Origin of the sequence: Streptomyces sp. NPDC086766 (assembly GCF_044746005.1) — a bacterium.
In the GTDB taxonomy this organism is placed as follows: domain Bacteria; phylum Actinomycetota; class Actinomycetes; order Streptomycetales; family Streptomycetaceae; genus Streptomyces.
Genome location: NZ_JBIVBI010000011.1, coordinates 186117 through 204214, shown reverse-complemented (window position 1 = coordinate 204214; position 18098 = coordinate 186117). Strand labels below are relative to the sequence as shown.

Sequence of the window (18098 nt, the reverse complement as noted above, 5' to 3'; positions counted from 1 at the left end):
CAAAGAACGTACAAGACGATGCCGTACGGCGGACGGCAGTCTCACGGCATGAGCATCGAGACCCACGGCCGGCCCCCCGCCGAGACCTCCTGCGAGGCCCCGGTCCGCTTCGACACCAAGATCGCCGTCCTGCTGCGCGCGGACCTGGAGCCCTGGCAGCGGCTGAACGTCACCGCGTTCCTGGTCAGCGGCCTCGGCACGGCGGTCCCCGAGGTGGTCGGCGAGCCGTACGAGGACGCCGACGGTGTGCCGTACCTCTCGATGTTCCGCCAGCCGGTCCTGGTGTTCGAGGGCACCGGAAAGACCCTGACGGCGGCGCACGCCCGGGCGCTCTGCCGGGCGCTGCCCCGGGCGGTGTTCACCGGCGACCTGTTCACGACGGGCAACGACCGAGACAACCGCGCGGCGGTGCGCGCCGTACCGACCGGCGAGCTGGACCTGGTGGGACTGGCGGTGTACGGACCGCGGAACGCGGTGGACAAGGTGCTGAAGGGGGCGCGGATGCATCCGTGAGAGCGGGTGCGAAGGTGCCGCGGGCGTGACGTCGGCGGCAGGCCCGCACGGGGCCTGCCGCCGCGATCACGCGCCGAGGGCGCCCGGACGCACGCTCACGCGGCCGTCACCTGGGGCGCGGCGCTCCCCGCCACCTCGGTACTCTCCGGGACCGTGGCGCTCTCCGAGACCTCGGTGCACTCCGCGACCTCGGCACCGGTCGGCTGCTCCTTGGGCAGGCTGCGCATCAGCACGCCGTACCCGACGGCCGCCGCGGTGCCGACGAGTGCGCACAGGCCCCACAGCCATCCGGCGCCGAGGCGGTCGATGACGTAGCCGGACATCAGCGGGGCGATCAGGGCCGCCAGCGACCAGGACAGGGTGTACACGCCCTGGTAGCGCCCGCGCCCGTGCACCGGGGACAGCTGGACGACCAGCCCGGTCTGCGTGGGCGCGTTGAGCATCTCGCCGAGGGTCCACACACAGACCGTCAGGGCGAACGCGCCGACCGAGCCGGCGAAGGCGGTGAGCCCGAAGCCGTACCCGGCGAGCAGGGACGAGACGACCAGCAGCCGGCGCGGGTCGCGGTGCTCGATGAACCGGGTGACCGGGATCTGCAGCGCCACGATCAGCACACCGTTGACGGCGAGCGCCATGCCGTAGTCGGCGGGCGCGAACCCGGCCGTGCCCATGGCCACCGGCAGGCCGACCGACCCCTGCTGGAAGATCAGGGCGACCAGGAAGGACAGCCCGACGACGGCCATGAAACGCCCGTCGCGGAGCACGTCGGCGAGGCCGACGGCCTGCGACACGCCGCCCTGCGCGCCGGACGGCACGGTCGGCCGGGACTCGGGCAGCTTCAGGAAGACGACGACGGCGCAGAGCAGGGTCATCCCCGCCTCGATCAGGAAACCGGCGAGATAGCTGAACTCGGCGATGAAGCCGGCGGCCATGGAGGAGACGGCGAAGCCGAGGTTGATCGCCCAGTAGTTGAGCGAGAAGGCCCGCACCCGGTCCTCGGGCCGCACGATGTCGGCCATCATCGCCTGCACGGCCGGCCGGGACGCGTTGCTGCTCAGGCCGACGAGGAAGGCGACGGCGGCGATGGCGACGGGGTCGTGCACGAAGCCGAGCACCGCCACGGAGACGGCGGTGGCGGACTGGGCGACGAGCAGGGTCGGCCGCCGCCCGAGCCGGTCGGCCATCACACCGCCGCCGAGGGAGGAGACGACACCGCCGAGCCCGTGGAGCGAGGCGACGAGACCGGCGTACGTGGCGGAGTAGCCGCGGTCCAGGGTCAGGTACAGCGCCATGAAGGTGGCGACGAAGGCGCCCAGCCGGTTGACCAGGGTGCTGGTCCACAGCCACCAGAACGCACGGGGGAGCCCCGAGACGGTCTCCCGGGCGGCACCTCTGAGACGGGCGACGGACATGACGGGATCCCCCTACGGCTGCGGCGGTGATGTAAGCGGCTCAAGCGGCGAGCACAACTTACGACCGGGCGCTCCGTAGGGGCCACTCAATTAACAGAAGCCGTCAACCGTCCGCCTGCCGGGCAGGCCACGCAGGGGTTCGAATGCGTGGATTACGCTCTGAGGCATGGCCGACGCACCGTACAAGCTGATCCTCCTCCGCCACGGCGAGAGCGAGTGGAACGCGAAGAACCTGTTCACCGGCTGGGTGGACGTCAACCTGAACGAGAAGGGCGAGAAGGAGGCAGTCCGCGGTGGCGAGCTCCTGAAGGACGCCGACCTCCTCCCCGACGTGGTCCACACGTCCCTCCAGAAGCGCGCGATCCGTACCGCGCAGCTCGCGCTGGAGGCGGCCGACCGGCACTGGATCCCGGTCCACCGCACCTGGCGCCTCAACGAGCGCCACTACGGCGCCCTGCAGGGCAAGGACAAGGCGCAGACCCTCGCGGAGTTCGGCGAGGAGCAGTTCATGCTGTGGCGCCGGTCCTACGACACCCCGCCGCCGGCGCTCGAGGACGGCACGGAGTTCTCCCAGTCCGACGACCCGCGCTACGCCTCCATCCCGCCGGAGCTGCGCCCGAGGACGGAGTGCCTGAAGGACGTCGTCTTCCGGATGCTCCCGTACTGGTACGACGGCATCGTCCCGGACCTGCTGACCGGCCGCACGGTCCTCGTCGCCGCCCACGGCAACAGCCTGCGCGCCCTGGTCAAGCACCTGGACGGCATCTCGGACGCCGACATCGCGGGCCTGAACATCCCGACCGGCATCCCCCTTGTCTACGAACTGGACGCCGACTTCAAGCCGGTCACCCCCGGCGGCCGCTACCTCGACCCCGAGGCGGCCGCGGCAGCGATCGAGGCGGTCAAGAACCAGGGCAAGAAGAAGTAACCGGCCCCGAAGAAGCCCCCCACCTGCGGTTCTGTCGTAGATGGGGGGCTCTTTCGTGCCTGTGGGCCGTCTGTGGGCCGTCAGGGGTCCGGTTGGGCCGGAAGAAAGACGCTCGCAAGCGCGGCCCGGGTGCGCTCCTGGCTCGACGGCATGAGGTGTGCATACACCCGCAGAGTGAGGCCGGGGTCGGAGTGCCCGAGGTACTCGGCCACGGCCTTGATGCTCTCCCCGGCGTCCAGGAGCACGGAGGCGTAGAAGTGCCGGAGCGCGTGCATCCCGTTCTCGCGTGACTCGGGGTACGGCTGGCCTCGCTCGGGCGTGGGAATGACTCCGGCCGCCGCCAGCGCGGGTTTCCACGCCTCCTCGTTCAGTGACGTCCGCCAGACGTGCCCTCCACGTGGGCCGAAGAAGACAAGGCGTCTCGTCACCGGCGGACCGTCTGCGACCTTCCAGGGCAGCGTGATCTCGACCGGCGGGAAGCGCTCAGTGTGTGCACGCAGCGCATCCGAGATCGGGCCGGGAAGAGGAACGTCGCGGAGCTTGCCACCCTTGGGCGGAGCGAACACGGGCTTGCTGCGGCTGAGCTTGAGCTGCTGGACGACGTGCAGCGTCATGGACTGGAAGTCGATGGCGTCCACGGCCAGGCCCAGGATTTCGCCCTGCCGGAGGCCGCAGCCCGCGCCCAGGTCGACCATCGCCTGATACCGCTCAGGCATGGCCGACCGTACGGCGAAGACCCGCTCCCGGCTCCAGGGAGCCAGCCGCCTGGTGTCAATGGCCGGCGCACGGACCGATCGGGCGGCGTATGGGTTGCGGGGAAGGTGGCCGTCGTCCACGGCCGCGCTGAGAGCGGCGCGCACGTTGGAGTAGATGGTCCGGGCGTACGACCCACGAACGCCGTTCTCCTGGAGAAGCCGCACCCACTCGCGGATGTGTTCGGGCTGGAAGGATCCCAGCGGCCTCGTGCCCAGGTATGGGTAGGCATGCAGTCGTAGCTGCGACTCCATCGACGCCTGCGTGTTCGGATCAGCTCCCTGTGTGGCCACCCACCGATCCGCGTACTGCCGGAAGGTCGTACGCGCCACGCGGGGATCAATGTACTGGCCACGTGACATGTCGGCCTCGATGTGCGCGAGCCACTGCTCCGCCAGCCGCTTCTGCTTGTCGGGGAAGCTCTTGGACTTCTCGGTGCCGTCGGGGCCGATGTACCGGGCGCGGTAACGGGAGCGCGAGCCGTAGCGGTCGGTCTTGAGCTTGACGGCCTTGCCGTCGGGGCCGGTGACGGTCTTGTACCAGCGGTCTTGGATGTGCCCGGCCATCAGGCGGTCTCCTCGATGAGGGAGGCGACCCAGGCGCGGACGTCTTCGGGGTCGTAGCGGACGTGTCGGCCGACGCGGAAGCCGCGGGGCCCGGTGCGCTTGCGGCGCCACTGGTAGACGGTCTCGATGGGCACGCCCAGGAGGTCGGCGACGTCGACGGGCGTCAGGTAGCGGTCCGGGAGGGGGCGGCTCATGGTCACCACTCCCCGTCGGCGTCGAGGTCGGCGAGGGCTTCGCGGGCGGTTTCGCGGTTGTGCTGGATGTCGCGGCGGACGTTGGCGGCGAGCCAGGATTCGCCGGGGGTGTGGCCGTGGCCGGCATAAGTCCAGTGAGCGAGGGTGAGCGTGGTCGCCTCCTGGTCGTCGGGGTCGGGCAGGCCGAGTGCTTCGCGTTGCTGGGCGGCGCGGTAGTCGGCACGGGTCTGGCGGAGGGCGCCGAGGGTGGTGGAGTAGCTGCGGGACTTGGTTGAGAAGTGGCCGCGGAAGCCGAGCATGTGGGCCCAGTCGCGTAACTTCCGGTCGGGGTAGAGCGCGTGCAGGTCGAGGCAGGCGGCGATGAGCCGAGCCGGATGCTCAGGGACGCCGAGCAGGTCCAGGGCCTCTTTGTTGCCGAGGCGGCGGTCTACGGTGCCGGTGGTCTCGGCGGCCTTGGTGGCGTACTTGGCGACGTAGGAGGCGACGGCCTGTTCGGTGATCTCTTCGCCCTGGCCGAAGGCGCCGATGGGCTGGACGTCGAGCTGGGTGCCCCAGCGCAGCGTGCGGGCGGGTTGGTCCCCGGCCGGGGGCACGTCGACGGCGACGCGGGCGGCAGCGGCGTGGATGGCGTCGGTGAGCAGGTCGAGGGTGGCCCAGGCCGGCGGCGGGTCGTCGGGTCCTTCGGGGCCGTCGAAGCGGATCACGGCGTGGAAGTGGACGGCTCCGCGCTTTTGGTATTCGGCGACCTTGCCGAAGGAGACGCGGGACTGTTCGCGGGCGGCTTTCTGGGTGAGGCCAGCGCGGCGTGCGATCTCGCGGCGCAGGTAGATCGTGAAGTAGCGCCACAGGTCGGAGGCGTGGTTGTTCCACAGCACCGCGCCCGCGTAGTCGTACGAGTCCGGGTCGAGCGGGGTGCCCAGTTCCGGGGCGTCCTCGGGGTGGTGGGTGCCGCAGCGGCAGGGCCGGTTGCCGGGGCGGTTGTGGACCGGGCCGAACGAGGGCGCGGTGAGGGTGGCGAACATGCGGGGGTGGTCGCGGATCGTTTCGGGGGTGCCCTTGTCCGGGTCGCCGACGAGGCCGGCGCGGATGAGGTGGTAGGTGTCCCCGGCGTAGGTCCAGGCGCAAGACGGGCAACGGGAGGCCCGGCGGTTGCCGCAGGCCACGCGGAGGACGCCGCCCGGTTCGGTGTCGGTCGAGTAGGAGTGCAGGACGTGTCCGCTCAGGCGGTCGCGGGTGACGGTGGTGCCCTGCAGGCGGATGGGGTCGGTGCAGCCGCCGGTGCGGCGGATCTGGTCTTGGATGCGGTCGAAGCCGTCTGACCCGACCAGCCTCAGCACGTCGGCGAGGGTGGCCGGGTCCAGGCCCGCCATGGTGGCGGTGTCGGTCACTTGATCACCGGCCCCAACGACGCTTCTTCGGGGTGTTGGCGTCGTTGCTGGTCGGCCCGGACAGGTCCGTGCGGCCGGTGCGGGACGGCTTGGCGTCACGCTTGCTGTCGTGCAGATCGTGCGCCTTGGCGGTTTTCTTCAGGCGGTCGTACTCGCCGTCGATGCCCTCGTAGGCGATGCGTTCGACTCCACGGCTCCAGTTGCGGGGCATTAGACGGTCACCTCCTGCGTGCGCACGCGACGGGCGGTGCCGGTGCCCTTGCAGGTGGGGCAGGCCACGCGGAGGGTGACGCGGGTGCCGTCGCGGTGGCGGGTACCGGTGGTGATCGCGGCGGCGGCGAAGCCGTCGCAGTTGCGGCAGACACGCGTGGTCTGCGAGCGCTGGGGCATGATGAGGCTTCCCTTTCGGGTCCGTTAGATCTGATGGGTGCAGGCGCCCGGAGCGGCGGAAGTTTGGCGACCGAGGCCGCTCCGGGGGCCGTTCAGCGGTGGTTGTGCAGGTCCTTGACGAGCGAACGCAGGACGACGGCGACCAGGGCGACGGAGACGCCGGTGATGGCGACCGCCAGGAGCATGGAGACCAGGACCGCGCCGACGACCAGGACCACGGCGCCGCCGCCAGCTGCGAGGGCGAGCGCGCTGCCCGGGGTGAGCTGGACCGTGGGCCGGTTCGATGCCGGGGCAACTGGTGCCCGGGTCGGGGTGATGGTGGCCGGAGTGTTGTCGGTCGTGGCTACCGGTGCCGGGGCCACGGGGGCGGTGTCCGGGGTCGGGTACTTCGGAGTGAGCACGGGACCTTTCCTCCTGTCAGACGTTGCAGCGGTGGGTGCGGGCGGCCAGTTCCGCGGCCGAGCGGTCGCGGTAGTCGGTGGAGAAGCCGCAGCCGGGAGCGGTGCAGGCGGCGGTGTGCTTGGTCTGGCCACGGCCGTTGTTGTAGGTGCCGACCTTGACCGGCCCGATCTGGATCACGTCGTAGAAGCGGTTCGGACGCATGGGTGGACCCCCCTCGGTGTCAGATGAGTTGGAGTTGTGCGGCGATCGCTTGGCAGGTCGGGGCGGGCAGGCCGAGCCGGACGGTGAGCGCATCGGCGGTCATCGGCTCGCCGGTGGTATCCCGGTGCGCGTCGGCGATCGAGCGGGCGTGAGCGAGCAAGGCCGGCGGGACGGCCGGGGTGTCGGCGGGCGGCTTGGGTGACGCGGTCGTCAGTTCCGCCGCCGCGACAGAAGTCGGGGCCGCCGGTTCGGGTGTGTCGGTGCGGTGCACATCGACTTCCGGGGCCACCGGTCCTTCGCCCGGCTCCGGCTCCGAGGTGACCGGGGCGGAAGCGGGGGCGTGGACGAGGAGGGTTCCGCCGAGGAAGGCGAGGGCGGGCCATCCGGCGACGAGGATGCGCAGCCATGCGGGCACGTTGTGCAGGTCGAGCAGCCCGGCGGTGGCGACGTTGGCGCCGAGCGAGGCCGCCAGGGCGATGGCGAACCAGGTCCAGGAGGACCGGTCCCGGCCGGTGCGCAGTCGACGCCAGGCGGCGACCAACAGCAGGTCGACCGAGACCGGATAGGCCCACGCCTTCCATCCGGACTGCCCAGCCGCCGCAGCCAGGTCATGCAGATGGGCGAAGGACAGGGCACCGGCGATCACGGCTTGGATGAGGACGGCATCAGGGCGGCGCGAGCGGTTCACCGTGATCACCCCGGGTCCGTGACTGGCAGCGGCTTGAGCAGCGACGGACCGGCCGCCGGGGTCTCGGTGGGCACGTGCGGCCGGTACGGGTCCAGGGCGGGCAGCTCCGGGAGGAGGTGGGCGAACTCCCGGCACACCGCCATGGCCTCATCCCGTGAGGTGTGCGGGGTGCGGATCTTCGCCCAGCCCCCGGAGGAGTCCGCCGCGACCGCCGTTCCGGGACGCTCCGCGGGGATCAGGCCGGCGGCCGTGACCGCATCCGGGGCCACGTCGGCGAGGCCCATTTCGGCGGTCTGCTTGTCGTTGACCCGGTGCACCACTCGTCCGGTGAGCTGGGCGCGCAGCATGGTCGCGCCCTTGCCCAGCTCGGAGCCGAAGCGCTGCCCGCACACCTCCAGGTAGATCCCGACCGCGCGGGCCATCTGCGCCAGCCGGATCAGGGCGGTGACGATCCGTTCCCGCCGCTCCTCGTCCTTGCGGGAGGAGATCAGGAACAGTTCGGCTACCTCGTCGACCAGGAGGACGACCGGCACGGGCCGTAAGTCCTCGGGCAGGTCCCACATGTCCGAGACGCCATGCTCGCTCAGCAGGTCGAAGCGGGATTCCATCTCCGCGACCAGGACGTCGAGCAGCGAGGCGGAATCGTCCGGTGTCGTGGCCAGTGCCGACAGCCGGGACGCGTACGCCGACTGTTCGACTCCGCGCTTGCAGTCAATCCCGACCAGCGCCACCGGCAGCCGCGCCAAGCCCTTGATCAGGTTGCGCTGGTACACGGACTTGCCCGAGTTGTTCGCGCCGAGCGTCAGCGCCATGGGCACCTTGCGGTAGTCCCGGACGAACGCCGTCCCGTCTTCCCGCAGCGCCACCGGCACGGCCAGGCCATCGGGGCGGGCCCCACGGGGCATCTTCACCCGGCGCAGCACGTCATAGCCGGTCATGCGGAGCTGGACGTACCCCGGCTTGGTCTCGACGACGGTGACCGAGTGGACGCCCCAGGCGTGCCGCAGCCGTTCCGAGGCGGCCATCAGGTCGCCCGGCTCCAGGCCGGCGGGAAGCCTGAGGGTCACCCGCAGTCCGGTCGACGTACCGCAGACCCGGCGGACCTTCGGCGGGACCGGCAGCACCTCACGCCGGGCCACGTTCCGCGTGATGAAGGCCCGCAGGCGCGACGGCTGCACCGTCAGCCCGCACACGTCCATCGTGGAGCGGTAGGAGAGGGTGAACCGGCCCCAGGTGACCGGCAGTCCGACCAGCGACCAGTACAGGCGCGGTGCGCGTACCTTCGCGTAGCCGAGACCGCCGGCCCCCGCCAGGGCGCCCGTGGTCTCCAGGACCATGGACAGGTCGGTCATGGTCAGGCCGCCGAGGTGATCGCGACCGCGCGGAACGAGATGCCGTGTCGCTTCTGGCCGTTGAACTCGTTCTCCCAGTCCCGCGCCTTGAGCCCGACCACCTTCACCGGCAGACCCGGCGCCAGACCCTCGGGGTAACCGGTCTCCGGGATGGTGACCTGGTAGAGGTTCCCCTCTCCCTCGTCCGAGACCAGCAGGCCCACCGTCGACAGCGGCGCCCCGGTCTCCCGGTCCATCGCACGCTCACCGGTCTTCGCGTTGGCCAGCTTCGGCGTCGGCGCGGTCGCCACGAACACCACAGCGGACGAAAGGTCGATCTTGAAAGACGGCATGAGCACATCCCTCGTTCAGGAGGCCGCCCGACGCGACCTCTCTAGACATCTCCACTTTGGGATGCATCTCTAGAGATGTCAAGCGTGATGTCTAGAGAGGTGCAGAGTGGAAGATCGCGGCTACACGCAGAGAGCGAGCGCCATACCCATGGCCTAGGCTGTCTAGAGAAGAGAGGAGGGCTCCGGAATGGCCAACACCGACAACGACCGTCGGCCGAAGTACCAGCGGATCGCGGACTCCCTGCGCGAGGCGATCCAGTCGGGCGAGTACGGCCCCGGTGATCGCCTCCCCGGAGAGAACGAGCTGATGGCCGCGCACGGCGTGGCCCGCATGACGGCACGACAGGCGCTGAGCGTGCTCCGAGACGAAGGCGTCGCCGAGGCCCGCAAGGGTGCCGGCGTGTTTGTCCGGGCCTTCCGCCCGCTTCGGCGCCGAGGCATCCAGCGGCTTTCCCAGGAGCAGTGGGGCAGCGGCCGTTCCATCTGGTCCGCGGACATCGAGAACCGCGCACTTGAGGTGGACCAGGTCGCCGTGTCCGAGGAGGCCGCGCCCGAGCGCATCAGTGCGGTTCTGGACCTGGCCGCCGAGGAAACGGTATGCGTGAGGCGGCGGCGCTTCGTCCTGGACGGGAAACCCGTGCTGCTCGCGACGAGCTACCTGCCCACGTCAGTGGTTGCCGGGTCCGCGATCACCCAGGAGGACACCGGGCCGGGCGGAACGTACGCCAGGCTTGCCGAACTCGGCTGCAAGCCAGTGCACTTCCGCGAGGAGATCCGCTCCCGCATGCCCTCGAAGGAGGAGGCGGCACAGTTGAACATCTCCGCGGGCACGCCTGTCATCCTCATCTGCCGTACCGCGTTCGCAGACGAAGGCCGCCCCGTCGAGATCAACGAAATGACGCTGGACGCTGCCTCCTACATCCTGGAGTACGACTTCGACGCGTGAGCCCACGCGAGTTGTTACAGGTTTCTCTACCTCATCAAGCACCCGTCGTCGCTTCGCTCCTCCGGGCGGGCGCGGGCGGCCGACGGCGCCCGCGCTCATGTCTCCGCCCCGCTCGGCACCGCCGGCCGCCCGCTCCCGCCCAAGAGGCAGGCACACAGAGCATGAGGTCAGAACACGTCGTGGCTGGGGCGGTCGGCTCCGCGACTTTAGCCAGCCACTTTGGCGCGAGCCTCGAAGATCATGGCCCCAACGTCGTGCTTTATCGGGCAGGTCCACAGACTGCCCGACGCGCCGGAAGCTTACGGGGCCATGATCACTCGCGCCAAAGCAGCTCCCGGCCAAAGTCGCTGCACCGACCGCGTGGGCATGCCAGGATTGGGGTCCGCGCTTCTGGCTAGGCTGCGGGCATGATGAAGCATCCTGGCTTCGGCGCGATGCTGGCGTGGTTGCTGGACGATCGACACCTTGGCGTGCAGGAGTTGGCCGACCGGGCTGGGGTGACCGCAGACGAGATCCGCGCGGTGCTCTCAGGGCAGAGCCCAGGCGAGAGGCCGCTCCGAGGGCTTGCGTCCGCACTGGGTTTCCACGCCGTCGATCTGTTCGTCCTTGCGGGGTTGGCGGTCCCTGAAGATATGGCACCGTTGGACGCCACGGCCGCGAATTGGGTGGCGAGCACAGTGACGGATGCAGTGCGTCTCCCCGCGGCGGGACGCCGTGAACTTCTGCGGCTGATCCGCTCACTGCCGCAGGAGGAACGGCGATCCAGCTTCACCCCGAAGCCGCTCATACCCCTCGCCAGCGGACCGGGCGCTTGGGTGATCCGCATGCTTCAGTACCGCAACCTGAACTGGCTGGGCATGGCGAAGACGCTTGCGTTCATGACGCCTACAAACCTCTCGGCGGCCACGTACGGCGTGATCGGCTCCGGTCGTATGGAGCTAACCCCGCGCTTGGTGACGGACTTCGCTGCCGTGCTGGGGATGGATGCCAGCGAACTGGCCGCCCTAACGGGCGTCATTCTGCCTGTGAAGCCACCCTCTCCGTCCCCGGAGGTCGTGGACACCGCGGCGCTGCTGTGGGAGGCGCGACGGCTGTCCGCCGACCAGGCCCGACACGTTTCCGAGCTGGCAGGCTCTCTGCGCGGCATTTCCCGCCCATAGTTCGCATCGAGAGGCACCCCGCGGCGCCCTCGCTCGAGCCGTCTCTGAGCCGTGCGCAGGCGCTCAACGACGACCAACGCTGACAACTACCGACAGCCAAGTCGCAGGTCGCGGCGTTGATCGATTATGCGGCCGCAGGTCACAGACCCGGCCCTACACTTCGAGACACTAGCCCCGAGCCTCACCAGCCTACGAGCGGCGCAGGAAGCAGGCAGCGGTTAAAGTGTGATAAATCGGCGCATAAGAGTCACGCAGACAGGGGACTCGCTCGGAACCCGACAGAACGGAGACCCATCGAATGATCATCAAGAAGATGCACGAAATGGGCATCCGCAGCGAACACGCCTACACGGCGGGCCTCGCCTCCATCGGCTTCAGCATCGCCGCCTGGGCTGGCAGCCTCAAAGCCGAATCCGGAAGAGGCCTCGACCGAGCCGACCGATGGGGCATCTTTGTCGGCGAATGGGCACCCACCTTCTTCGGCCTCGGCCTCGCCCTCTCGCACTACGAACTGCAAGACGGCACCCTCACCGCCGCCAACGTCCACGAACTGCGAGAAGAGCAGAAGGCCAGCTGACCAGTAGCGTTACCGCGCCCGCCTTCGGGCCGTGGGGGCGGGCGTGCCGCTGCTCGGGCATCTGGGTGCGCAGGCGCCCTCACCAGCGGCCGTGGAAGACACTGTCCGACGTCGAACTCGCCACCGCCGGGCCCGCAGATCATTAACTCGCGGTCTTGATCACTGCTGGGAGGGCGATGCCCACCGTGCTTGCGAGGTCGTAAAGCTGGTCCAGGGTGTCCAGTCGCTGTCCGGCGGGTTGGATGCTGTGGTCTGCCTGTTCCAGCAGACACCGGATGTCGCGGAGGCGCCTGTTGATCGTCTCTGGTCAGACGCGGAACAGGGCGGCGAGGGTGACCTGGGGCAGGCCGAGCCGGTAGTGGAGGAGCGCGGCCAGGAGCCTGTCGGCGAGGGTGAGGACGGGGCGGCGCCCGGTGCTGCCGTCGCCCTTGACTGTCCCTCGCTTAATGGAAAGCAGGACACATACATGGGCCGGGAATCGATACCCGAGGACGAGGCCAAGAAGCAGGGGCTCACGGCCTGCCAACACTGCAAGAGGTAGCTGTGCAGGCGTCACGGCTATGCAGCCACCAGGCCGACGGCCGAGACGGCAACGCTGACGGCAACGCGCTTGGACGACGGCGGTCCCCGGCAGCTTGTCACGGAAACGGCACGTGGCTGCCGGGCTGCGCCACTGGGGCGTGCCCACATTTCCTAAGCGCCTGGTACCCAGGGGTGCCCGCCCACAGGAAAGCGGTCGTGCCACAGGCGTGCCAGATCGTGCGGGGAACCACGGGGAACACCGGGGAAGCAACGGACGCGCCGCTGGTCGGCGACGCCCTTCCGCAGCAGGTCAGCCCGCAGCGAGCCCTAGATCACCTCAGCTTCCCAAGCTGAGTGCTCTTGACCTCAAGCCTAGTCAGCGGCCGGCACATCCTCACGAGTAGAAGCCGACCCAGTACTCGTCATGACCGCATACGAAGTCGCCCGGACGCTCCACTCTCAGCACCTCGTACCTGGCGGCAAAGACGACCAGGGCCTCATGAAGCGAGCAGCCCAGATGATCACGGAGTGTCTTGAGACCCCGGATGATTTGGTTGCTGAGGATCTGTTCGTCGGCAACGTCCACTGCGGCACCATCGGTCATGGCTGCGATCGAATCCGATAGGCGGCTCACCGGGCAACAAGGTTTTGCCGCCACAGAGTACCTAGGGCCAGAAGAGTCCTGCCGTGGCGTGGCATGCGTTGTGCCCCGCGCGGCGACCCGGGCGATCCTGGGCCGTCCCTGGGCCGTCCGAGGCCGCCTAACAGTGGCCAACGACGACCAACAACGACCACCAGGCGCACGAGTCCACCGCTCCTGAACAGCAAAAACCCAGCTCCCCAAGATCCCCGGCAAGACCCAGGGCAAGAAGAAGTAAGCACACACCTATAAGCCTCCGCCCTGCGAGTTCTTCGCGGGGCGGGGGCTTTCTGGTGGGGCCGGGTCGTCTCTGGGCCGTCAGCGACTCGCCGACCGCCGAACAGCCCGGCTCCGCGGTGCCGACCTGCCGGGTCTCCGACCCGCGGCCGGCGTCATGGTGCGGACTCCTCGGTCGGTTCTGTCGGTGGCGTAGCCGGCAGTTCGTCCTCCGGGCCGCAACTCAGCTCCTCACTGAACTTCAAGGCCACGGAGTGGATCACGGTGACCATGTCGGCAGCCTGCCGGCGGGCATCGCCGCGAAAGGGCCAGTCGACCGTCAGTGCCATCCGTACCGAGTCCCCTCCCATGCCCTGACAGTGGAAGTCGAGCCATGCGTGACGCCCGAACCGACCGGGCCTGGCCCCCGCGACGGCGAAGGTTTCGGTGGTCTCTCCCATACCGAAATACAGGTAGCCCTCTTCATCCGACCTGTTCGTCATGGGGTACGGGGCTATGCCGACCCAGATGTCTGCGGCCATCTCCCACTCTGCCGGAGCGAGCCGTTTTCGGGTGTAGAGCGTGCAGAAGCCGAAGCCGTCCTCATCCCATCCCCGCACACTGGCAGCGGCCTTCGCGAGCGAGGCGTGCATCATCCCCGGATACTCCTGAACGTGCCTGCGTCCGGTGAGACGTACCAGCGCTTCAGCGGCAGGTCCGTTCAACGAGGAGTCGCAGAGCCGGGCCCATCCCGGTGGCCTGGGACCCGAAGCGGCGCTCGTCGCCGGTACAGAGCCGGTCATGGCCAGACTCAGGATCAAGACGAGGCCGCTCGCCACCGGCGCCCGATGGCGCAGACTGCCGACGCGGCTCCGCGCACCACGGTTCATGCCGCAGCACCCTCCGGACGTCGTGGTGACGACCGCGGGCCGGGCGCGGCCCGCGGCGCCGCCGGCCTCGTGCCGTCGAGAGGTTCAGATCGGTTCTGGTTGTGGTTCCGGTTGTGGCACTGGTGTGGCCTTCGGTTCCCGCGCCGCGGTGGTCCGGACGAAGCCGTAGACCACCGAGGACATCGTCAGCATGAGCAGGGATGCGGACACCCATGGATGCTCGGCCATCTTCAACGGCAGGAAGCGGTAGGACACCAGCAGCGCGGCGAAGACCGTGGCCCCGTAGGCGACCAGCTGGAGCCCTGATCGATCCCAGCCGCTGTCGAACGACCGCAGAGCTGCCTCGATCGTCACCGCGAACACCACGCCGGCGATGAGATCCACGCCGTAGTGGTAGCCGAATCCCAGGGTTGCGGTGAGTGTGGCGATCAGCCAGAACGTGCCCGCGTACCGCAGAAGGCGTGGGCCCTTCCGGGAGTGAATGAAGATCGCGGCAGCCCACGCCGTGTGCAGGCTGGGCATGCAGTTGCGCGGGGTGATCCCGTCGAAGGGCATGGGACGCGGGGTGGTGATCGGTGGCGGCATGTGGGGCCACACGTCGGCCACCGCCCAGTGCCCGCTGGACGGGATCTCCGCCGCCCACAGGCTGACCTTCACCCAGTGCGCGGTGCCGTCGCCATAGGCGAAGATCGGCCCGACCACCGGAAAGATCATGTAGACGGCCGGCCCGAGAAGGCCGATCACCAGGAAGGTGCGCACCAGGTGATGGCCCGGGAAGCGGCGCTCGGCCGCCACGCCGCGCAGTTGATACAGCGCGACGACCACCGCGGCCACGGCGAGCTGACCGTAGACGATGTCGAGGAAATTGAAGCCGATGGGGCCGGTGGCCGTGACGACCCGGCCCACCAGCCATGAAGGATTGCCCAGCGCGTGATCGGCTGTCGCCACGTACTGGTCGAGGACCGCCGGGCGGGTCTTCGAGGTGATGAGCAGCCAGGTGTCGCCGGTCTTGCGTCCGGTCACCAGGATCAGGCCCAGCCCGACGCCCTTCAGCAGCAGGACACGTTCCCGGCCGGTGCGACGGGTGCCGGCGATGACCGCGTAGCCCAGGATCACCCACAACGCGCCGTTGCCGAAGGGCTGGCCGCCGGTCGTCTTGGCGTCCACTGCCCAGCGGACCAGCGAGAAGGCGATGTCGATACCGATCGCCGCACCTGCCGCGACGAACCGTTCCCGCCAGGTGAGGACCACCATCGTCAACGCCAAGGCGGCGTACAGCAGGCCGCCCGACTTGGGGGCGCCCACCACCTCTCGCACCTGGTTGGTGATCGGCCCCGGCAGCCCGTAGTGACGCGCGGCGAGTTCCAGCGCGACGAGGAATCCCAGGACCACGACGCCCGCCACGGCCCAGAGTCCCGCCCGTCGCCGGGTCAGGCCCGGAAGAGGTAGGCGCAGGGGCGGAGCGGCCGCTTCGCCCGCACTCCCCGCACTCCCCGCGCATCTCCCAGAGCTCCGAGACACCCCTCATCCCCCCTCGGCCTGCCCCTGCACGCCACCCGTCCCCTGTGCCCTTCAGAGCGGACAGCCGCCGTCGACAGCGGTGCCCCGGGCCCCAACGGAGGGAAGCACAGCGGATTTGTGCAGGTCAATAGCCTTGTGGTCACACAAGCACCGTCGATCACCAAGCTGAGGGCTCGACGGTTCGGGGGTGGAGGTCCGCACGGGAGGTATCGCGGGTGCACACATCCGGCGCGCGGCTGCGGCGTCTCCGCCGGTAGGAGGCTTGCCGCTGTGCCGGGGCCTTCCCTGGGCCCGCCGGCCGGCGACTGCGCCGTTCGGCCGGTTGCCGGGCGATCCGCGCAGTCGTCGCCTTCGATTTTCGCGTTCCGTAACACTGGAGGAGCGTCAGCGGGTGACGTCGAGTTCGGTGTACATGCCGGACGCGTAGTGGCCGGGGAAGTTGCAGACGAGTTCGTAGCGGCCCGGGGCGAGGGTCAGGGTCGTCCAGCCCCGGGAGCCGGGGGCGATGCCGTCGCCGGTTCCCGCGCCGCAGGTGCGGGAGGCCTCGCCGCGGCTGCCCGTCTCGGCGATCTTCAGGTCGGAGCCGATGGCCCGGCTGCCCGCGGACTGGCCGGCCGGCAGGGGCAGGACGACGACCTCGTGGGCGAGCCGTCCCGCGTTGAACACCCGCAGCGTCACCTTTCCGGCCGGGACCGTCGCCGGGTGGACCGTCAGGTTCATCATGCTCATGCCGTGCCGGCTGCCCGGAGCGAGCCCCATGTGTCCCATGTCGCTGGCGAGCACGTCGACCGTACGGCCGGCGGGCGCCGGTGCCGCGCACCGTCCCCCGTGCGCCCTCCAGGACGAGGGGCCCACGGACGAGAAGGGATGGGTGGCGGCCAGCAGGACCGTCGAGGCGATGCCCAGGACCAGGGCGGCGGCCGCCGCGGCGACGATCTGCCACACACCTGGGCGGCGGCGCGTGCTCACCGGTGCTCCCGCAGCAGCGTGAGGCGGCGCTTGTACTCCTCCTCGTCGATCTCCCCGCGGGCGAAGCGCTCGGCGAGAACGTCCTCCGCCCGGCGGTTGCCCCAGCCCTGTTCACCGGGGGCGCCGGACTGCGTGGGAGGACCGGGCTGCTGGTGGCGGCCACCGCCGAAGTAGCGGGCCAGTGCGACGATTCCGGCGATCACCAGCGCCCAGAACAGCACCATGAACGCGGCCATGACGAACCAGCCGCCCCAGCCCCATCCGCCGTCGTACCACATCATGAGGATCACTTCCCCCGGCCGATTCCGGATTTCCGATCTCCGGTTCCAGGATGGGGCGGCGGCGCCTCGCCGGGGGTGGGCCATCGTTCCCCGGCGCAGGGCCGGACGGCCCTCTGGTGGGCGTCAGACGACCGTACGGCTGCGGCGCTCGATCAGGACGACGTCGCGCCATACGCCGTGGTGCCGGCCGATGCGTTCACGCGTGCCGATGACACGGAACCCGGCCTTCTCGTGCAGGGCGAGGCTGCCGGTGTTCTCGGGGAAGACGCCCGACTGGATGGTCCAGACGCCCGCCGTCTCGGTCGAGTCGATCAGGGCGTTCAGCAGGAGCAGGCCGATGCCGCGGCCGCGGGCGTCCGGATGGACGTACACGGAGTGCTCGACGACGCCCGCGTACGCGCATCGGTCCGAGACCCGCGTCGCGGCGACCCAGCCCAGGACACGGCCCGTCCCGGCCACGGCGACATAGCGGTGGCCGGGCAGCCTGGCGGCGTCGAACTGCTCCCAGGTGGGCGGCGCCGTCTCGAAGGTCGCGTCGCCCTCCTCGATGCCGAGCCGGTAGATCGCCAGGACCTCGTCGGCGTGCTCGGGGCCCATCGCCACGACACGCGCTCCCGCCGGGGCCGTCATGCCCGCGCCGCCGGGGGAGGTCTCGTCGATGTTCGTCATCCGCCCATGGTGAGCGCCGTGGGGGAGCGCGCGCAAAGGTCCGTGCCGACAGGCATCCACCTGAGGGGGCCGGCCGTCCGTTTCGGAGGGTGATTCACCCGGATGGCCCGGCATGCGGGGTGCTCGGGTGCTGCTTACGGTGGAAATGCCAGTCGCCGGCGTGTGAGGAGCTCCGCTCCGCGGGGCGCGCGTGCCGGCTCCGCACGCCCGGAAGGCGGCTCCACCATGACCACCAGTTCGGACACCCCTGTTCTCGACACGCTCGCCGCCATGACCATCGACTCGCTCGAACGCTGCGGCCTGGACGAGAGCACGCTCATCTGTACCCGGATCGCCGCCCTCGCGGCGATGGACGCACCGGCCGTCTCCTACCTCGCCCACGTCGGTCCGGCCGCGCGGGCCAACCTGACGGTCGAGCAGGTGCAGGACGTCCTCGTGGCGGTCGCCCCCGTCATCGGCACGGCGCGCGTGATGGCCGCGGCCGGTCACATCACCAAGGCCCTCGGCTTCACCATCGCCCTGGCCGACGCCGAGGCGCAGGCCATGGCGGAGGCCGAGGCACAGAGCCGCGGCAAGGGCTGACCGGCG

At 69.9% G+C, this 18098-nt stretch carries 23 protein-coding genes; 6 read left to right on the top strand and 17 right to left on the bottom strand.

The features are described from left to right. Nucleotides 1-48 precede the first annotated feature (48 nt). Nucleotides 49-513 carry a DUF2000 family protein gene (locus tag ACIPM1_RS21470; RefSeq protein WP_402437016.1) on the top strand — a complete coding sequence of 155 codons (465 nt, stop codon included), beginning with the start codon at nt 49-51 and terminating at the stop codon, nt 511-513. Nucleotides 514-608: 95 nt separating this feature from the next. Here the strand turns inward: ACIPM1_RS21470 and ACIPM1_RS21465 are convergent, their stop codons facing one another. Then, nucleotides 609-1925 (bottom strand): MDR family MFS transporter, encoded by a 1317-nt coding sequence (locus ACIPM1_RS21465; protein ID WP_402437014.1) that lies wholly within the window; start codon nt 1923-1925, stop codon nt 609-611. 166 nt (nt 1926-2091) lie between these two features. On the opposite strand from ACIPM1_RS21465, the gene ACIPM1_RS21460 reads away from it, so the two are divergent. After that, nucleotides 2092-2853: a phosphoglyceromutase gene (locus tag ACIPM1_RS21460; RefSeq protein WP_402437012.1), complete on the top strand. Its 762-nt coding sequence runs from the start codon at nt 2092-2094 to the stop codon at nt 2851-2853. 80 nt (nt 2854-2933) lie between these two features. On the opposite strand, the gene ACIPM1_RS21455 is transcribed toward ACIPM1_RS21460, so the two are convergent. The 10 genes from ACIPM1_RS21455 to ACIPM1_RS21410 all read right to left on the bottom strand — a co-directional run bounded on the left by ACIPM1_RS21455 (nt 2934) and on the right by ACIPM1_RS21410 (nt 9119). After that, nucleotides 2934-4172, bottom strand: coding sequence for a tyrosine-type recombinase/integrase (locus ACIPM1_RS21455; RefSeq protein ID WP_402437010.1), 1239 nt, complete (start codon nt 4170-4172; stop codon nt 2934-2936). Beyond that, on the bottom strand, nt 4172-4366 hold the full coding sequence (locus ACIPM1_RS21450) for a helix-turn-helix transcriptional regulator (protein WP_402437008.1): 195 nt from the start codon (nt 4364-4366) through the stop codon (nt 4172-4174). The genes ACIPM1_RS21455 and ACIPM1_RS21450 overlap by 1 nt, the downstream gene beginning before the upstream one ends. Nucleotides 4367-4368: 2 nt before the next feature. Continuing rightward, on the bottom strand, nt 4369-5754 hold the full coding sequence (gene repSA / locus ACIPM1_RS21445; RefSeq protein ID WP_402437006.1) for a replication initiator protein RepSA: 1386 nt from the start codon (nt 5752-5754) through the stop codon (nt 4369-4371). 4 nt (nt 5755-5758) lie between these two features. After that, the gene (locus ACIPM1_RS21440; RefSeq protein ID WP_402437004.1) at nt 5759-5965 is read right to left on the bottom strand and encodes a hypothetical protein; all 207 of its coding nucleotides are present in this window, start codon (nt 5963-5965) and stop codon (nt 5759-5761) included. Continuing rightward, nucleotides 5965-6144, bottom strand: coding sequence for a hypothetical protein (locus ACIPM1_RS21435; RefSeq protein WP_402437003.1), 180 nt, complete (start codon nt 6142-6144; stop codon nt 5965-5967). The genes ACIPM1_RS21440 and ACIPM1_RS21435 overlap by 1 nt, the downstream gene beginning before the upstream one ends. 92 nt (nt 6145-6236) lie before the next feature. Next, complete coding sequence (locus ACIPM1_RS21430; protein WP_402437001.1) at nt 6237-6545, bottom strand: SpdD protein; 309 nt, start codon at nt 6543-6545, stop codon at nt 6237-6239. A gap of 16 nt (nt 6546-6561) precedes the next feature. Then, a complete protein-coding gene (locus tag ACIPM1_RS21425; protein WP_402436999.1) occupies nt 6562-6747 on the bottom strand; it encodes a mobile element transfer protein in 186 nt (61 codons plus the stop codon). A gap of 19 nt (nt 6748-6766) precedes the next feature. Beyond that, on the bottom strand, nt 6767-7435 hold the full coding sequence (locus tag ACIPM1_RS21420; RefSeq protein WP_402436997.1) for a DUF2637 domain-containing protein: 669 nt from the start codon (nt 7433-7435) through the stop codon (nt 6767-6769). A gap of 5 nt (nt 7436-7440) precedes the next feature. Beyond that, nucleotides 7441-8787, bottom strand: a complete 1347-nt coding sequence (locus ACIPM1_RS21415; RefSeq protein ID WP_402436995.1) for an FtsK/SpoIIIE domain-containing protein — start codon at nt 8785-8787, stop codon at nt 7441-7443. A gap of 2 nt (nt 8788-8789) precedes the next feature. Then, complete coding sequence (locus tag ACIPM1_RS21410) at nt 8790-9119, bottom strand: hypothetical protein (protein WP_402436993.1); 330 nt, start codon at nt 9117-9119, stop codon at nt 8790-8792. A 187-nt stretch (nt 9120-9306) separates the two neighbouring features. Here ACIPM1_RS21410 and ACIPM1_RS21405 point away from each other — a divergent pair, with 187 nt between their 5' ends. From ACIPM1_RS21405 to ACIPM1_RS21395, 3 genes are all read left to right on the top strand, one after another. Next, nucleotides 9307-10065 carry a GntR family transcriptional regulator gene (locus ACIPM1_RS21405; protein WP_402436992.1) on the top strand — a complete coding sequence of 253 codons (759 nt, stop codon included), beginning with the start codon at nt 9307-9309 and terminating at the stop codon, nt 10063-10065. 407 nt (nt 10066-10472) lie between these two features. Then, nucleotides 10473-11225, top strand: a complete 753-nt coding sequence (locus tag ACIPM1_RS21400; protein WP_402436990.1) for a hypothetical protein — start codon at nt 10473-10475, stop codon at nt 11223-11225. 298 nt (nt 11226-11523) lie between these two features. Beyond that, a complete protein-coding gene (locus ACIPM1_RS21395) occupies nt 11524-11802 on the top strand; it encodes a hypothetical protein (RefSeq protein WP_402436988.1) in 279 nt (92 codons plus the stop codon). A gap of 916 nt (nt 11803-12718) precedes the next feature. Here ACIPM1_RS21395 and ACIPM1_RS21390 read toward each other — a convergent pair. The 6 genes from ACIPM1_RS21390 to ACIPM1_RS21365 all read right to left on the bottom strand — a co-directional run bounded on the left by ACIPM1_RS21390 (nt 12719) and on the right by ACIPM1_RS21365 (nt 17471). Then, nucleotides 12719-12928 carry a hypothetical protein gene (locus ACIPM1_RS21390; RefSeq protein ID WP_402436986.1) on the bottom strand — a complete coding sequence of 70 codons (210 nt, stop codon included), beginning with the start codon at nt 12926-12928 and terminating at the stop codon, nt 12719-12721. A gap of 428 nt (nt 12929-13356) precedes the next feature. After that, a complete protein-coding gene (locus ACIPM1_RS21385; protein ID WP_402436984.1) occupies nt 13357-14070 on the bottom strand; it encodes a hypothetical protein in 714 nt (237 codons plus the stop codon). 84 nt (nt 14071-14154) lie between these two features. Next, entirely contained in the window at nt 14155-15474 is a 1320-nt protein-coding gene (locus ACIPM1_RS21380) for a phosphatase PAP2 family protein (protein ID WP_402436983.1), read from the bottom strand. Between the two features lie 501 nt (nt 15475-15975). Beyond that, nucleotides 15976-16560 (bottom strand): sulfocyanin-like copper-binding protein, encoded by a 585-nt coding sequence (locus ACIPM1_RS21375; protein WP_402436981.1) that lies wholly within the window; start codon nt 16558-16560, stop codon nt 15976-15978. Continuing rightward, entirely contained in the window at nt 16557-16841 is a 285-nt protein-coding gene (locus ACIPM1_RS21370; protein ID WP_356186338.1) for an SHOCT domain-containing protein, read from the bottom strand. The genes ACIPM1_RS21375 and ACIPM1_RS21370 overlap by 4 nt, the downstream gene beginning before the upstream one ends. A 123-nt stretch (nt 16842-16964) precedes the next feature. Further along, entirely contained in the window at nt 16965-17471 is a 507-nt protein-coding gene (locus ACIPM1_RS21365) for a GNAT family N-acetyltransferase (protein ID WP_402437128.1), read from the bottom strand. 264 nt (nt 17472-17735) lie between these two features. Between ACIPM1_RS21365 and ACIPM1_RS21360 the strand changes: the two genes are divergently transcribed. Then, a complete protein-coding gene (locus tag ACIPM1_RS21360) occupies nt 17736-18092 on the top strand; it encodes a carboxymuconolactone decarboxylase (protein WP_356186335.1) in 357 nt (118 codons plus the stop codon). Nucleotides 18093-18098: the final 6 nt, after the last annotated feature.

Coding starts and splice junctions, on each gene's coding strand:
- ACIPM1_RS21470 (WP_402437016.1), top strand. CDS start 49: ATGAGCATCGAGACCCACGGCCGGCCCCCCGCCGAGACCTCCTGCGAG.
- ACIPM1_RS21465 (WP_402437014.1), bottom strand. CDS start 1,925: ATGTCCGTCGCCCGTCTCAGAGGTGCCGCCCGGGAGACCGTCTCGGGG.
- ACIPM1_RS21460 (WP_402437012.1), top strand. CDS start 2,092: ATGGCCGACGCACCGTACAAGCTGATCCTCCTCCGCCACGGCGAGAGC.
- ACIPM1_RS21455 (WP_402437010.1), bottom strand. CDS start 4,172: ATGGCCGGGCACATCCAAGACCGCTGGTACAAGACCGTCACCGGCCCC.
- ACIPM1_RS21450 (WP_402437008.1), bottom strand. CDS start 4,366: ATGAGCCGCCCCCTCCCGGACCGCTACCTGACGCCCGTCGACGTCGCC.
- ACIPM1_RS21440 (WP_402437004.1), bottom strand. CDS start 5,965: ATGCCCCGCAACTGGAGCCGTGGAGTCGAACGCATCGCCTACGAGGGC.
- ACIPM1_RS21435 (WP_402437003.1), bottom strand. CDS start 6,144: ATGCCCCAGCGCTCGCAGACCACGCGTGTCTGCCGCAACTGCGACGGC.
- ACIPM1_RS21425 (WP_402436999.1), bottom strand. CDS start 6,747: ATGCGTCCGAACCGCTTCTACGACGTGATCCAGATCGGGCCGGTCAAG.
- ACIPM1_RS21415 (WP_402436995.1), bottom strand. CDS start 8,787: ATGACCGACCTGTCCATGGTCCTGGAGACCACGGGCGCCCTGGCGGGG.
- ACIPM1_RS21410 (WP_402436993.1), bottom strand. CDS start 9,119: ATGCCGTCTTTCAAGATCGACCTTTCGTCCGCTGTGGTGTTCGTGGCG.
- ACIPM1_RS21405 (WP_402436992.1), top strand. CDS start 9,307: ATGGCCAACACCGACAACGACCGTCGGCCGAAGTACCAGCGGATCGCG.
- ACIPM1_RS21400 (WP_402436990.1), top strand. CDS start 10,473: ATGATGAAGCATCCTGGCTTCGGCGCGATGCTGGCGTGGTTGCTGGAC.
- ACIPM1_RS21395 (WP_402436988.1), top strand. CDS start 11,524: ATGATCATCAAGAAGATGCACGAAATGGGCATCCGCAGCGAACACGCC.
- ACIPM1_RS21390 (WP_402436986.1), bottom strand. CDS start 12,928: ATGACCGATGGTGCCGCAGTGGACGTTGCCGACGAACAGATCCTCAGC.
- ACIPM1_RS21385 (WP_402436984.1), bottom strand. CDS start 14,070: ATGAACCGTGGTGCGCGGAGCCGCGTCGGCAGTCTGCGCCATCGGGCG.
- ACIPM1_RS21370 (WP_356186338.1), bottom strand. CDS start 16,841: ATGATGTGGTACGACGGCGGATGGGGCTGGGGCGGCTGGTTCGTCATG.
- ACIPM1_RS21365 (WP_402437128.1), bottom strand. CDS start 17,471: ATGACGGCCCCGGCGGGAGCGCGTGTCGTGGCGATGGGCCCCGAGCAC.
- ACIPM1_RS21360 (WP_356186335.1), top strand. CDS start 17,736: ATGACCACCAGTTCGGACACCCCTGTTCTCGACACGCTCGCCGCCATG.